11 protein-coding genes are annotated in these 15944 nt (G+C 37.3%); 3 read left to right on the top strand and 8 right to left on the bottom strand.

What is annotated here, in order from left to right:
* Nucleotides 1–107 precede the first annotated feature (107 nt).
* From ACK2WI_RS01055 to ACK2WI_RS01045, 3 genes are read right to left on the bottom strand one after another with little or no spacing between them, the layout of a single operon-like run.
* Nucleotides 108–473, bottom strand: coding sequence for a S24 family peptidase (locus tag ACK2WI_RS01055; protein WP_409149355.1), 366 nt, complete (start codon nucleotides 471–473; stop codon nucleotides 108–110).
* A 27-nt stretch (nucleotides 474–500) separates the two neighbouring features.
* A complete protein-coding gene (locus ACK2WI_RS01050; protein WP_409149353.1) occupies nucleotides 501–2306 on the bottom strand; it encodes a DNA/RNA helicase domain-containing protein in 1806 nt (601 codons plus the stop codon).
* A 28-nt stretch (nucleotides 2307–2334) separates the two neighbouring features.
* Nucleotides 2335–2661, bottom strand: coding sequence for a nucleotide pyrophosphohydrolase (locus ACK2WI_RS01045; protein ID WP_185216689.1), 327 nt, complete (start codon nucleotides 2659–2661; stop codon nucleotides 2335–2337).
* Nucleotides 2662–3003: 342 nt separating this feature from the next.
* On the opposite strand from ACK2WI_RS01045, the gene ACK2WI_RS01040 reads away from it, so the two are divergent.
* Entirely contained in the window at nucleotides 3004–3765 is a 762-nt protein-coding gene (locus ACK2WI_RS01040) for an NERD domain-containing protein (RefSeq protein ID WP_409149351.1), read from the top strand.
* A 401-nt stretch (nucleotides 3766–4166) separates the two neighbouring features.
* Here the strand turns inward: ACK2WI_RS01040 and ACK2WI_RS01035 are convergent, their stop codons facing one another.
* The 4 genes from ACK2WI_RS01035 to mnmE form a co-directional block, all read right to left on the bottom strand.
* Complete coding sequence (locus tag ACK2WI_RS01035; RefSeq protein ID WP_409149523.1) at nucleotides 4167–5309, bottom strand: DUF3427 domain-containing protein; 1143 nt, start codon at nucleotides 5307–5309, stop codon at nucleotides 4167–4169.
* Between the two features lie 61 nt (nucleotides 5310–5370).
* Nucleotides 5371–7596, bottom strand: coding sequence for a DUF3427 domain-containing protein (locus ACK2WI_RS01030; protein ID WP_409149349.1), 2226 nt, complete (start codon nucleotides 7594–7596; stop codon nucleotides 5371–5373).
* A complete protein-coding gene (locus ACK2WI_RS01025) occupies nucleotides 7589–7984 on the bottom strand; it encodes a (deoxy)nucleoside triphosphate pyrophosphohydrolase (protein WP_409149347.1) in 396 nt (131 codons plus the stop codon). The genes ACK2WI_RS01030 and ACK2WI_RS01025 overlap by 8 nt, the downstream gene beginning before the upstream one ends.
* 188 nt (nucleotides 7985–8172) lie before the next feature.
* Nucleotides 8173–9549 carry a tRNA uridine-5-carboxymethylaminomethyl(34) synthesis GTPase MnmE gene (gene mnmE / locus ACK2WI_RS01020; protein WP_409149345.1) on the bottom strand — a complete coding sequence of 459 codons (1377 nt, stop codon included), beginning with the start codon at nucleotides 9547–9549 and terminating at the stop codon, nucleotides 8173–8175.
* Nucleotides 9550–9967: 418 nt separating this feature from the next.
* On the opposite strand from mnmE, the gene ACK2WI_RS01015 reads away from it, so the two are divergent.
* Nucleotides 9968–11200, top strand: a complete 1233-nt coding sequence (locus tag ACK2WI_RS01015) for an MFS transporter (protein WP_409149343.1) — start codon at nucleotides 9968–9970, stop codon at nucleotides 11198–11200.
* 1129 nt (nucleotides 11201–12329) lie between these two features.
* On the opposite strand, the gene ACK2WI_RS01010 is transcribed toward ACK2WI_RS01015, so the two are convergent.
* Nucleotides 12330–14990 carry a DUF5916 domain-containing protein gene (locus ACK2WI_RS01010; RefSeq protein ID WP_409149341.1) on the bottom strand — a complete coding sequence of 887 codons (2661 nt, stop codon included), beginning with the start codon at nucleotides 14988–14990 and terminating at the stop codon, nucleotides 12330–12332.
* A 369-nt stretch (nucleotides 14991–15359) separates the two neighbouring features.
* Here ACK2WI_RS01010 and ACK2WI_RS01005 point away from each other — a divergent pair, with 369 nt between their 5' ends.
* Nucleotides 15360–15527, top strand: coding sequence for a hypothetical protein (locus tag ACK2WI_RS01005; RefSeq protein ID WP_409149340.1), 168 nt, complete (start codon nucleotides 15360–15362; stop codon nucleotides 15525–15527).
* Nucleotides 15528–15944 lie beyond the last annotated feature (417 nt).

Genomic DNA, 15944 nt, shown 5'->3' with positions numbered 1-15944 from the left:
TTATTTTTTGAACTGGTATATCTTAATGAAAATTTAATGTTTATCAATAATTCATAAACACTAAGTTTTTAAGAGGAGTAGTAATTATCATATCTACCGCAAAATATCTATGTCTCCAAAGCAACTTTTAGAACTTTTTCAAAAACACCAATTACCTTAAAATTTATTGTGCCTTCATCCCTTAAGATTATAGGCTCATAGGGGAGTGTTGATAATGGTTTTAAGATGATTTCCTCATGCTTCCAACCATCCTCGTCGATTGTTTTTTTACTAGTATATTCCTTAATGGTAAAGGTTGATCCAAAATCAACATCATGTATTTCACTACTTTCAACAAGTGTAATCAAACCGTTTCTACTTCCACCAGTATATTTTTTAAACAAACATATACTACCATTTGGAATAACTTTATTCATTGAATCCCCAACCACCTTACAAGCAAAATAATCATCATGATTTACGAGGGTAGGCATTTCTAAATATTTTATTTTGTCTACATTCTATTCATCAGAAAATAGTCCTGCTGCTATTTCTAGGTCATAATATTGAACTGTATGTTTAGTCGGCTCTTCGGTAATTTTTATTTTTGTTTCCTTTCCGCTATCACTTACTTCAAACTTTGAAATGTATTGACCTAAATATTTTCTAAGATTAGGATTGCAAACATAAACATAAGTGCCTTCTATTCCTCTCAATAATATGGTTTTGTAAATGTTAATTACGTAGTCCAATAAGATGTTATCATCCTTGATAGTATTCTTTCCGTTTTTATCTTTATAAAGGTCCTTATAGATAATAAACCTATTGGTATTAAAGTCATAATCTAATTCCGGGCCTATAATTATTCCTGTATAATTCAAATCATAACCCTGGGTTGTATGAATACAACCTACTTCATTGATTGCATTTTTAGAATTTACCCAATCTACTGTTATGCTATTCCATTTGAGTTGGATATCTCCAATCACAATATCAAATGCCTCGGGATTTTCATTAGAAATCCATTCCCAAGCAAATCCAGCAATCATTCTTGATAAACCTAGCGATTTCTCTTTTTTATTAATTTCTTTAACCATTTGCTCCAGATTGTCAAACAGTTTAAAATCATACAATCCAATATCATTAGTCTTTGTTGCATTGCTGGCTTCATTAAATATCTCATGAACCAAATTCACATATTTATTTCCACCTTTTACTCGGAATTGAGTAGTTAGTTTTTCAAATCTCGTCGTAGATAATTCTGTTAAATCACTAAACTTAATAGAATCTACATCAGATGGTTTAATGGATTGTAGTGGATCATAAAATAGAATGGATTTATCACAACAAACTTGAATTAATTCTAACTCATCATATTGTTTAGGGTCTAAGTTTGCTCTTTTAAATCCATCATCAAAAGTCTTATAACCTACTAGATTACGTCTTTGTCTTAAACGATGTGCTTCGTCAACAATTATTAAATCATAATTTTCTTTGCTGATATCTGAAGGACCGATTACCATATTTTTTGAGAGCCCTTTTACATTTCGGAAAACATTGGCAATTGTTTGTCGAAAAGATGTCATGGGGATAACCAATGCCATTTTCAAAGTATTATATTTTTCCCTAACCTTTGATACCAAAAGAAATAATTCCTCATCTTCTTCGTCAAAATCGGAATAATTAAAATCATCCAATTCAGTTTTCAAGAGTTTGAAAAGAAAAATTGCTAAAATGGATTTTCCAGTTCCAGCACCACCTTGTATTAAACTTACTTTTGCATTCTCATCCAGCAAACATTCCAAAATAGTTTTTAATCCGGATACCTGTTCCTTTGATAAAGATTTATAGGGGGAGTATTTAAATAAATCAGAATTATCTATATGTTCCAAAGAATGACGAGCTATTCCTAAGCTTCGTAATTCGCTCCATATCTCGTTGAAGAGTTTCCAATAGACTTCCTTTTGGTTAAGATATTTATGGTTTGAAAGACCTAGATTTCCATTTTGAAGCGAATATTGGCCATCCGCAGCAATATATCTTATTAGATTTGATTCAATGTCAAGCGTAGCAGATTTATTAAATAATTCACTGAAAATTAAATTAACCGAACTTAATTTCTGCTTTTTGAATGTCTTTGAATGTGTTTTTAAGCGGCTTATTACATCGGTCGTTTCACCTACATAAGCTTCACGTAAAACATTTTCTTTTAGTGCTTTTTCTTCCAAAAAATAGACTAAAGGCCAGTTTAAATAGTCTCTATGATTATTAACTATAGTAGACTCCAAATCAAAATCGGAAGGATATTGATGAATACTAAAATTCATGTTTTAAGGTAGGATAGAATTTATTAGGTTATAATTCGTTGTACTTTTTTGCAGTACCCTTCGATTTTTCTTTAGGATACTTTCTGTTATTGATTTCAATTTTTGTTTCAATAATCTCTTGGATATTCAATTGATGTTTTTCTGCAAGAAGAAGGGCGTACATAAATACATCTGCTAGTTCTTCTTTTAGCTTTTCTAAATTTACATCCTCATTGCTTTTCCATAAAAATAATTCCAGTAATTCTGATGTTTCTATATTTAAAGCAATTGCCAAATCTTTGGAATTATGGAATTGCTTCCAATCTCTTTCATCTCGAAATGCAATTATTTTCTTTATTAATTGATTAAGCTCCATTTTATATGCTCCAGAATCCCTTGTTATATGTTATAAATATACCTATTAAATCTAAAATAATTAATAATAGGTAATATACTGAATAACATAAAGTCAATAATTAGGATTCACGGCAATTTTTTTATTGATGTATTTGTTGTTTTCCCATTTCAATATAACCAAATTTCAAAAGTTGAATGTTTTATTAAAGAGAATAATAGTTTTTATAGGAACAATAAAAACTAATAAATAATATAATGTCTTATATTTATCTTTCACTTTATGTGATATGACTCTATATTAACCCTTGTATTTACTTTGTCCCTAAAGGTATAAGTAGAGCTATGATTTTTTTGGGTACCTATGAATAGAATTAAAATGATACAGCTTATTTATGAGTATCGGATTTTATTAATCATTATTATTTCGATTGCATTAATAATCCTATACAGATTTCTAAAGCCAAAAATAAAAGGTTACTTAGGAGAATTAAAGGTTAGACTGCGATTGTTTTTTCTAAATAAAAAAGAATATAAAATCATTCATAATCTTCGAATATTCCACAATGGAATGATGTCACAGATTGATCACGTCGTGATATCAAAATATGGAGTTTTTGTAATTGAAACCAAAAATTATAGTGGTTGGATTTTCGGTGGTGAAAACTCATTAGAATGGACCCAAGTTATTTATAAGAACAAATTTAAATTATACAATCCTTTACGTCAAAATTTGGGACATGTCAAAGCAATTAAAGGAAACCTAACCAGTTATCCCTACCTTGATTATTATCCAATAGTTGTGTTTTCAGGTTCAGCAAAATTAAAGGTGAATAGTAGTTTTCCTGTGATTAAACTTTCTAAATTGCTGAAAACCATAAAAGGCACGAATGATATAAATATATCAGAAGAGACAAGAGATGAAATTTATGATCTATTATTAAGGTTAAACGGTAATAAACCAAATATTAACCTTAAAAAGTTAGAAGATGAACCATTCGTTAATTCTAGCAATTTGTGTCCTTATTGCTCGAATCCATTGGTTCTTAAACATGGTAAGTATGGTGATTTTTTTGGATGTACCGACTTCCCAAGATGTAGATACACCAAAAGAATTAGTAAATAATATAAATAATTAGTAGTCAGGAAATGTTTCCAAAATCTTATGAACATCTAATAGAAATTACAAAGATAGAGGGGAGCTACTTAGAGAATACTTAAAATAGAAAAGAATAATATCCTTTCTTCACGCAAGTTTCGTAATTACTTTGAGCATTTTGATGAAAGGGTAGAAGAGCGATTTAATCATTCCTCATCTGGAGTTTATATTGATCGTCAGATAAATCCTTCCTTAAACAAATCCTTCAACGATCCGGAACCAAGCTGTCAAAGAGGCTACAATACATTCGATAATACATTGATATTTAATGGCGAATTGTTGGATGTTAAAGTAGTAATAAAATCTCTTGAAGCAATTCTTAGATATATCAACGTTAACAAGGTTTCATTAAATTGGAAGTAAGTCTATTAGATAATTGAAACAAACTCACCAATAATTTTCATGTTTTCAGCTTTGGCTTCAGTGATAATTATTGGGGAATATGATTCATCGAAGGAGTTTGGCAAAAGTTTGATTTCCGAATGAGCCCAACCTTCATTTGTAACTATCTTTTCACTAGTATATGTTTTCACAGTAAATGCTGAATTAAAATCGACATCTTGTTTATCGAGGTTTTCAACCAACACAATTTTACCATTTCTACTTCCACCTGTATAAAGCTTGAAAAGACAAATTGAACCATTAGGAATAACTCTGTTCATCGATTCTCCTATAACTTTACAAGCAAAATAATTGTTTGCGTTTTTTAAATGACTTGGCGCATCTATCATTTCAAATTCATTGTCAGTTTGCAATTCACTAAAACTGCCGGCAGCTGCATAAAAATTGTAAAGAGGGATTTGAATCAATTCTATTTTTGTTTCAATAGATTCTATAACATTTGATTTCTGAATCTGCTCAGTATTTAGTTTGTTATCCGAACTATTATCATTGATATAGTTATAGATTGATTCATTAACAGAAGGAAATACATTAAAACGAATCTTAACAACAGAAACTTTACCGCCTTTCCCATTATCCATCGAAGTCTGTTCTACTAAATCTAATTTAGGCTGCATTTCTCCCATATAATAGAAATCAGTTCCTTCGTCATTATTCTTTTTAATAAATAATGGAAGTCTAATTTCTCCCCTATTACCGAGTATAGCCTGCACATCCTTACTTTCTATTTTTCGGTTGGATTTAGACATCCAATCAAACTCATTTCTATTTACAAACTCATCCTCATATTTTGTAGTTTCTGAAATATGGTCTTCTTTGTGATAATTTACAAAAATGGGACAATTTGAATTATCAGAGCTTACAAGATAACCACCTACATTCTGAGCAACTGGATTTTCAAATGCATTCAATATCCTGAAAACATCTTTTCGTGAATATTTTTTGTATAAAACAAAACCATTATTCCAATTCTCTACATCGAAAGATTTATCAAATTCATTGATTGAATATATTGCTGAATCGAACAAAAAGTCATGAAACAATTTACCTTCTAAAAGTTTTTTGAATCTATCGGAAAGACTAAATATGTTGTTTTGTAGCTTAATTATATCTAAATTATAAATCTCTCGAACAGGAATAAGTTGTTTATTCTTGTTCTCTCTTACAAACTCAAAAATTCAAGTTGACAATACATGAATTAATCGTTTTGTCAGTTACTTCATAACCATATTTTTCTTTGATATAGTTTTTGAAATCAGTAACGGATACTTCGTTTTTTTCTATTAATAATTTTAGTATTAAACTATCTTCAACTCGTTTACCATTATTAATTTCTTTTGCAAAAAGTTCTAACAGCTTAGTTTCAGCACTATTTAATTCACCGATTGAATCCTTATCAACTTTCTTCACGAAATTGAAGTACGACTTAGCGTACTCCACAAAAAGAAAAGGATCTCTACCATCATTCTTGATGAAATCCATCATCATAGGTGTTCTCCCTAATCTGAATTTCAAAAGGTTATAATCTTTCTTCAAATCTGCTAACAATTGCATATTTGCAGAGTCGATTGATCGAAAGATTCTTTCTTTTGTAATTTGGTCAAAATTTATTGTTGATGAACCTGGAATTAATCGACTTCCCTCGTTCAATAATTTACGAATCGTATCTTTATTATACGAGGTGTCGCCGTATAAAGCGATAGGAATCAGGTAATTATTATCATAATTCCAAATAAAATCAATTACTGTTAAATAACCTTTACCATCCGCTTTTCTTAACCCTCGTCCTAATTGTTGAATAAAGATTATGGCTGATTCGGTAGGTCGAAGCATGATAATTTGATTGATTTTAGGAATGTCAATTCCTTCATTGAAAATATCTACTGTTAAGATATAATCCAGTTTCTCCTTCAAATTATCGGATTCTAATAGTGTAATAGCAGCTGCTCTTTGTTCTTCAGAATTATCTCCTGTTAAAGCTTTCGTTTTTAATCCTCTTTTATTTAGAAGGTTTGACAATTCTTTAGCTTCTTCCTTTCTAGAACAAAAGATCAATCCTCTTATTATTCCATTGTCACTTCCGTAGAATTTCGATTGTTCAATTATCTTATTTACTCTTTCTTCTGAAACCAATAAATTAAAATCAGATTTATTATCAATGGTTTTATCACCAATTATCAAATCTGTAACCCCGTAATAATGGAAGGAACTGAGCATTTCTTCTTCCATTGCTCGGTTTAGACGAATTTCATATCCAATATTATAATCAAACTGTTCAAAAATATTATTTCCATCTGTACGCTCAGGTGTAGCTGTCATTCCTAAAAGGAATCTAGGCTTAAAATAATTTAATATACGGTTATAGGAATCTGCTGATGAACGATGCGATTCATCAATTATGATATAATCAAAATGATCTTCAGAAAATTGTTTAAAATAATTTGGTTTAGAGATTGTTTGAACTGTCGAAAAAATAAAATCACTTTCCACTTCTTTTTTATTCCCAGAATATACCCCCATAGTTCGAGTATTTCCGAAAATCTTTTTAAAGGAATTCAAAGCGTCTTTGGCAATAGTTTGTCTGTGAACGACAAATAAAAGTTTTTGAGGGTTGAAGTTTTTAGCATCGAAAGCTGATAAGAAAGTTTTACCGGTTCCTGTTGCAGAAATAATTAATGCTTTATTTTTCCTAACTAAACGTAATGCTGCCAGATTAGATAATGCCTCTTTCTGCATGGTGTTTGGAACAACTGCTTCAAACAAATCAACCGTCTGTTCTTTGATTTTTCTATTTAATAAAAACTGTTCTTGAAATAATTTATCATATTCTATTATATAATCAAGCGTGACAACCGTTGCTTTATCAAAATCAGCCTTAAACTCTTTTAAAACATTATATACCAATCCACTTTCATCAAATGCTGATAATTTAATATTCCATTCTTTGTTCGTAGATAATGCATTTGCAGTAAGATTACTACTACCTACTATCAGGTTGTAATGGGTATTGTTTTTAAAAATATAGCCCTTAGCATGTGCGTTACCTGAAATCATAATTCGCAATTCAATATTTTTAAACTGCATTAATCTTTTAAGTGCTTCAGGCTGAGTGAAATTAAGGTATTGAGATACTAGAACATAACCTTTCACGTTACGTTCTTCTAATTCTTTTAATTGATTTATAATTGTAGCAACTCCACTTGTCGTCACAAAGGCTACAGAGATATAAAATTCTGTACAGACACTTAATTCGCTTAATAAAGTTGATAAGATTTTCTTAGGTGGAGTCTTTTGATTGACTAATAATTCAGGTTGATAGGCTGCATTTGATAAAATTTCTTTATCTATAAAACCTGTATAAAGACTATCTTTAAACTCCAGTTTTATATTATGCATCTGCGATTAATTTATTTACGATAGGAATGTCAGCAGCTGCCCAATCTAATAAATGAATTTCGTCTATAGTCAACCATTTATAATCAATATGCTCGTTTAATGTAATATCAGTATTTGCGACTCCACAAATAAAGCTATGCATTGTTAATTCAAAATCTGGGTATTGATGAATTACAGTTAAAAATAAAGATTGAATATCTGCCACAATATTTAACTCTTCTGATAATTCACGGGCTAATGCATCTTCTTGTGTTTCACCCACTTCTATTTTACCTCCTGGGAACTCAAATTTCTCTGAGATATAGGGTAATTTGTTCTTTGCTCTTTGAACACAAAGAATTTTATTCTCAAATTTTAAAATAGCTGCTACTACTTCTACTTTCTTCATTATTTATCACAAAATCTAACCATATACAATAATACAAAACAATAATAAAGTTTAATACATTTAAAAATGCTAAATCAAATGCTCGAGACATATTTAGAATTAAAGCTAACCTATTAGTTTCTTTATCATCATATGACACAGGGTAAGGAATAATATGACATGCATCAACAAAATTAATATTATCCCCTTTACTTCCCGATACAAAACTTACTAAAAATATTCTCCAGCAAATCATCTGTCGTCACCGTCCCAGTTATCTCCCCAAGATGATGCAGCGCCTGCCTGATATCCATCGCTAGAAAATCCGAAGTAATCGGGTTATCGATCCCATACAAGACCTTCTCCAGCGCTTCCTGCGTATGCTGCAAAGCTTCCACATGCCTGATATTCGTCACCATGACATCATCTGTATTAATATTAGAAAGATTAACCTGGTTCAGGAGCTCATCCTTCAGTTCATCGATACCAATTTGCTGCTTAGCCGAAATATATAGCGGATTCAGTACTTCATAATCCTTTTTCTGTTCTTCCGACAGAAGATCAGACTTGTTAATAATGGTCACAAATGGAATATTCAAACCTTTGACCTCATCGATCTGCTCCTGTACGGCAGAGATCTGGTCTTGGGTAGGGTCGAAGAGGTAGATGATCAATCGGGCCTGCTTCATTTTCTCGCGGGTCCTTTCCACGCCGATGGCCTCCACCACATCTTCCGTATGACGGATTCCGGCGGTATCGATAAAGCGGAAAGTTACGCCGTGTATATTGATCTCATCTTCGATGGTATCGCGAGTCGTACCGGCAATGTCAGAAACAATGGCTCTTTCCTCGTTCAACAAGGCATTCAATAGGGTAGACTTACCCACATTGGGTTTCCCGGCAATCACCACTGGAACACCATTCTTAAGCACATTCCCTTGTTCGAAGGAACGGATCAGTTTGGCAATGACCGAGTGGATTTGTTGGATCAGGGCTTTCAGCTGGTCACGATTGGCAAATTCCACATCTTCCTCGGCGAAATCAAGTTCCAATTCGATCAGGGATGCGAAATGTACAAGGTCTTCACGTAATTGCTTAAGTTGATTGGAGAATCCCCCGCGCATCTGCTGCATGGCAATCTGATGGGAAGCCGCCGAATTGGAGGCAATCAGGTCTGCCACTGCTTCCGCTTGGGAAAGGTCCATTCCACCGTTCAGGAAAGCCCTTAAGGTAAATTCACCAGCACGGGCCGCTCTAGCACCTTTCTTGATCAGAAGGGTGATAATGCGTTCGATGATATAGGCCGAATTATGGGTCGATATTTCAATGGTATCCTCCTTGGTATAGGAGTTAGGCCCCACAAAAAGGGTCACCAATACCTCATCGATAATATGTTCGCCATCGCGGATGGTTCCAAAATGCACGGTATGCGAAGCTTGCTTCGTCAAATCCTTACCTTTGAAAACCTCATTGACCAAGCTGATGGCCTTGGAGCCCGATAGACGGATCACGGCAATTGCGCCATTGGCCCCTGGAGAGGTCGCCAAAGCGATAATAGTATCTTGTGAAATTAACCCTGTAGACATATCGCAAAGATAAGAATAGTCGGGAGTATTTGGAATGGAGGATAGCTAAGCTTATGCTATACTTCATTAAAATCTTTAGGTTTTTAACTAGGCTAGCCTGTTTTTGAACCGCCCTGAAATCAAAAAAAGCATTGCTCTTCCTTTCGGAGATTAGATTGATCTTATTCGAGACAAGTTTTGAATTTTCCGAATATGTCTCGAATAAGGGTAAAGCAAGTCCCGAACAGTAGTCAGGAGCAACTCCCCAACTAAAATCCAGATTTTTTGGCCGATTGCATTTATTCAATAATTGAGGAAACTACTGTACAGCAAAATAGATTGTCAAAATTTCAATACGCAAATACAAGTGCTCGATGCAATCCCTACCTTTGCTCGGCTTAGAAAATTATTACACATATTTAGCCGAGCAATTTTTTATATGGAAGAATCCACTAAAGCACCGCTTTCTGCGTACCAGAAATTGGTGATTTTCATACTAGCTTTTACTCAATTTACCGTTGTCCTGGATTTTATGATCATGTCTCCAATGGGGGATATGCTGATGAAAGCAATCGACCTAAAACCTTCTGAATTCGGTGTGGCCGTTTCTGCCTACGCCTTCAGTGCCGGGATTTCTGGACTCCTGACCGCAGGATTTGCCGATCGTTTCGATCGAAAAAAACTCCTGTTGTTCTTCTATACCGGATTTATTATTGGAACTTTCTTTTGCGGTTTTTCGACCAGTTATCCCATGTTGGTGGCTGCTCGAATAGTGACCGGCCTGTTCGGTGGCGTGATCGGTTCCATTTCCATGGCGATTATCACCGATGTTTTCACCTTGGACCAACGTGGTAGGGTAATGGGTTTTGTACAGATGGGTTTCGGTGCCAGCCAAGTCTTGGGGATTCCAATCGGCCTCTATATCGGCAATGCCTGGGGTTGGCAAAGTGCTTTTCTGATGATTGCCATTGTAGCGGTCCTGATTGCCATCTTGATCTTCCTGAAATTAAAACCTATTACCGAACATATCGGCCTGCAGAAAAAGCAATCAGCCCTTCAGCACCTGTGGGGAACTTTCACCCGCAAGGAATATAGGATCGGCTTTATGGCGACCGCATTACTTTCCGTTGGAGGTTTTATGATGATGCCATTCAGCAGTGTATTCGCGGTGAACAACCTACACGTTACCCACGAACAGCTTCCACAGCTCTTTATGATCTCAGGAATTGCTTCTCTTTTGATTATGCCCATGGTTGGTATGCTCAGCGACCGTTTCGATAAGTACAAGATCTTTGCCATTGCGACCACCTGGATGATGATCATGGTCTTGATCTACACCTCTCTAGGTCCAACAGCGTTCCCGATCGTGGTTGTATTGAATATCTTGATGATGATGGGGATCTTAAGCCGCGTAACGCCATCATCTGCATTGGTGTCCGCTGTCCCAGAAAAAGAAGACCGTGGCGCCTTTATGAGCGTAAGCGCATCCCTACAACAGATGTCGGGTGGGATAGGAGCCATTATCGCCGGCTTGATCATCGTCCAACAAACCAACGAAAGTCCAATTGAACACTATACCACGTTAGGTTATATCGTCGTCGTGATCAGTATTATTACGCTGGTTATGATGTATGGGGTGAGTAGGTATGTGAAGGGGAAGAGTATTAAGTAGTTAGTATTTAGTATTTAGACGGTTGAACCAGGATTAATGGGATCCGAGGATGGACCAAGATCTGGGCATGAACCAGGATGCCCTTCGACGCCGCTCAGGGTACGGGATGGGGGTATCGGCTCCGCTCACCCACCGGATGGACCAAGCTCGACTTGTCACTGGAAAGTACCCGATACTGTAGGGGCGAATTGCATTCGCCCGCCATATACAAACTTGAAATAATTTCACCCTTTAAGGTGAATAAAACCTTCAACCATCTCTTTAAATCGACAAAAATATGGTTTCCTCATCTTACGATAGCGGAATGACAACCATCTCAAATAAATAAAATAAACAATAGATTCTTCTTTTTACTCTGAATCCCTCTCAGGAATATGCAATTCTGAACAAACAGTGAAGAATCTGTACGGTTCTCCACCCAAAAGGTCCTGTCATGCTGTACCGAAGGTACAGGAACTGTACGCCAATACAAATTATTGCAGATTAAAGAACTGAACGCCGATGCAATCTTAATTGGATTCACTTGAATTTTGCATGGTTCCGAGATTCTTCGTTCCTCAGAATGACCCCGAAAAGGGACTAAATTTGAAGAAAAATATTCTACCCACGCTGTGGGTTTTTCCATTGAAGATTTCTGATGTCTACAAAGATTTCACCCCTTCCAGGGGTTTAAAAATATAAACAAACATTTCCCATCCGAAGGAAGCGGTTTGGTTACTTTTGGGCTCCAAAAGTAACAAGAAGATTGTTGGTCCTCTCGACGGTTATCGAGCGAAGCTGAGATGTCGATGATGATCGGTGGTTGCCATCTGGACTCCGCTCGATGGTCATCTCATTTCGAAGGTTTTCGAAGCTGAGACGCCGCTCGACCTTTGGTCTTGGTGCATCCTCTCATCCCATTAATCCTGGTTCCTTACCAGATCTTGGTATATCCTCTCATCCCATTAATCCTGGTTCAAATGCATGTGCTGGCGAATGCAATTCGCCCCTGCAAAACGTGATAATTTATAGTTGAATGAAATTCTGGCAATGATCCTGTTTCCTGGTCTCGATGGTTATCGAAGTCGAGATGCCGCTCGTTGATCGGTGGTTGCCATCTCGACGCCGTTCGATGATCATTCAGCTCTTCCTACCAGCCGATCCAATAATTCACCTTCAGCATAAAGGTATTTGTCGGAGCAATCCTCCAGATATTGTCCAAGTTGCTGCCCCAGCCGGGTTGGTAAACGGGCATCCTGCCGGATCGGTTGTGTTCCCAAACGAGGTAAAGGGTTGAGCCGGGCAGATATTCCCAGCGTGCTACCAAATTGGAACGGAATTCATTGAAACTGAAATTCGGATCCTTGAAGCTTCCGGCTTGTGCACCCGTGCCTACACTGTATATGCCATCTGCATAGCTGAGCTGATCCGGACTAAATTCCTGGAAACGCTCAGAATAGGTTCTTGAAAGGGTATTTGTGGCGTATTTAAATCTATCGTACTGCGCGGTCGATGTAAATGGCGATCCATAATATTGAATGGATAGGTCTGGGGTGATATTGCCCTGCAATCTAAAGGTAAATCCATAAGTCTCCTGGCGCATCCTTCCCATCACATAAGTTGCTTCATCTGCATTGATGCTAGGGAGGTCGCTTGTGCTGACGTATTGCAGGTTATCTTTGTTCCACGCATAATTGAACTGGGTAACCAAATGTATATGATTGCCTAAACGGAAAGTCAGGGAAGGCCTGATTTCATTATATCTAGTTTCTCCATCCAAGAAATGTTTACCATCGTAGTCAACCTTAAGGAAAATACGTTTGGCACGGTCGGAGTTCATGGAGAAAGTACTCGTGAAGTTGGGGTTATAGCGAAGGTCGTAACCACCACGGAGCATACGGCTGTCGACTGAATTCCAGCTAAAGGCTTCCTTGAGATCCATTTCTATTCTACGCTTGATGGTCAAGCTCCTAAAACGTACCGCAAGGTTGTTGTCCATGGCCTTGCCACCATAGTTCCATACGTTCCTTTGGGTCAGGGTGATACCGGCAGCGCGGAATGGTCCCCAAGGATCAGTCTTGCGGAAGGCAAGTTCCGATTCGTTCAATTTATAGTCGGTCTGCTTAAGGTATCCAACCTCATTCAGGTCAAAGCCAGGGGAGGACCAGCTGAAAGTTTCGGCATAGTTCCATTGCGCATTACCTTTCTTACCGGCCTTGATATATCCGCCTGTACCGCTCAGTGAGGTGGCATCCGGATTCATGTTGAGGTATTCGGCTCCCGATTTGCGTTGGAAGAAGTGCGTAGCATTGGTCTTGGTAGCCATTAGGGCGTCTTTTGTTCCCGAAAGCGTACTGTACATAGCTTTGGTTTCTACATAATATAGGCGATTGGAGAAATACTTGGTAAAGTCCACACCTGCCGTAAAGGCATCTTTAACCAGGAACTCCTCTAGATGTGGAGCATCCATTTTACGATTGACCGAGGTGATCATACCGCCCAATAAGGTATTACCGTCCCAGTTCTTCTGTACCCTCGCTACGGTATAGTTGGTCAGAGGTTCGGTTTGGATTTTTTCTTCGCCGGAACCGAGTTGGGTAACCTTTTGGGACGTTTTAGCAGTTATACTTTCCAAGATCCCAATGGTAAGGCCTTTGCGGTTCGTTCCGGTAAGTTTCATCGCACCCAGGATGGGCACGAAATCGGTGCTGCTGGCAAAAATCTGTTGATTATCCACTAGTGGGTATTGGTATCGAGATCTGGAACCAATCCGGCGAGAATAGAACATCATTCCACCTTCATTGTTATCAAATTCCAAAATATGCTTTCCTTCTAAAAAGAAGGGTCTTTTTTCCTCATAGAATACTTCGTAGGCAGTCAGGTTCATGACCGAAGGATCGAGCTCGACCTGACCATAATCAGGATTGATGGAAAGATCCATAGTATAATCCGAGATCGCGAATTTAGCATCCAGACCTGCATTGGGTTTCCAGCGGTTTCCATCTTGGTAAGGGCTGTTAGCGATCTTAGGTTCGCGGATCAGTTTGTTCATCACATAAGGCAGGAACTCAATTCCCTTAGGTTTTGGGAGGTCTTGCATGCCATGCATCGTTCCGAAAGAGAACACATGCCCATTGTTTTTGATCGGGATCATGGACCAGTTTTGCACCTCATTATTTCTGCGGATAATCCGGCGGACATGCAGCCCCCAGATTCCATCGTCGTTCTTCTGGTTATAGCGGATCTGGTTGAAAGGGATCCTTAGTTCCGCAGTCCAGCTGGAATCCGCGAGATCTTGATGGGTGCGGCCTTCCCAAACGGCATTCCAGGAAAGGTTAACCGATAGCTTGTCCGTAACCGTTAAATCCGTTTTATTACCGCCGAGGTTGATATTGAATTCCACTGCCGCGCGGTAATCGTGGTAAGGGTCGAAAGCGATACTGATCAGGTCACCATTGCTGTTGTCGTCCCGGTTCCCGATAAAGGCGTTCATGGTTTCAGGATGTATATCCTTGCAATAAACTCCTACATAGATGTTCTTGTCATCGTAAAAGATCTTCATTTTGGTCCAAGAGCCGGTGTATGCCCTTTCAAAGGGGATAACCTGCGAGAATTTCTCCGACCAAACCCCTTGGTTTTGCCATAGGTCTTCATCCAGTTTTCCATCGAGTTTAGGTTGATGATCTGAGATTTTGGTGGCTTGGTAATCCCGTTTGTATGCATCTTCAAAAGATACAACAGGTTTACGTTCATCCTGACAGTATGCAAAGCTTATATTAATGATTAAAAGTAATGACAGTACGTATTTCATCGGTTGAGTTTAGGAAAACACGAGGTTTTAAATCGATCGTGCCAAATGTATTAAATTATTGATTAATAATAGGGGTGGGGATGTTTAATTTCTGTTACCTGATAGGAAAAAAAGAGGGGCAGGGGGGTATTTGAACCAGGATTCAAGGGATCCATGGATAGACCAAGATTTGGGGAGAGAACCAGGATTCAATGGATGGGAGGATTGGCCAAGATCAAAAGTCAGTATTACCGCCATGTTGGTAGGGGTTTATTGCATAAACCCGCTGCATATTTGAACCAGGATTCAATGGGTGGGAGGATTGGCCAAGATCAAAAGTCAGAATTACCGCCATGTTGGTAGGGGTTTATTGCATAAACCCGCTGACATTTGAACCAGGATTCAAGGGATCCATGGATAGACCCAGATTTGGGGGAGAACCAGGATGCCCTTCGACGCCGCTCAGGGGACAGGATAGGAGGATGGGCAAAGATAAAATCGAAGTTTACCAACATGGTGGTGGGCGTATTGCATACGCCCGCTGCATATTTTGAATAAATATTGAGGATTGCATTGGCGTACAGGTTCTTTACCTTCGGTAAAGAATGACAGGCATATATTATGGAGATCCGTACAGATTCTTCACTAATCGTTCAGAATTGGAAATGTCTCAGGGAGGGATTCAGAGCAGAGCGAAGAATCTATTTATTATTTTTTTTGAGGTGGTTGTTCATTTCGAAATCGTAAGATGAGAAAACCATTTTTTGTCGATTTAAAGAGATGGTTGAAGATTTTATTCACCCTAAAGGGTGAAATTATTTCATTTCTGTATATAGCGGGCGTATGCGATACGCCCCTTCTATGTTGTATTCCAAATTTTTTCTTGATTATTTGCCTCTATGGTTGTTTTTCCTTTCCCTTTCCCTTGCTTTGGGCCAAAGGTTGCCCGGCTGATGGTTTTTCCAACAGCTGCGA

This window comes from Sphingobacterium sp. BS-2 (assembly GCF_046161205.1).
In the GTDB taxonomy this organism is placed as follows: Bacteria; Bacteroidota; Bacteroidia; order Sphingobacteriales; family Sphingobacteriaceae; genus Sphingobacterium; species Sphingobacterium mizutaii.
Note: the sequence above shows the minus strand (reverse complement) of the source record. Positions and strands in the feature narration are given on the sequence as shown.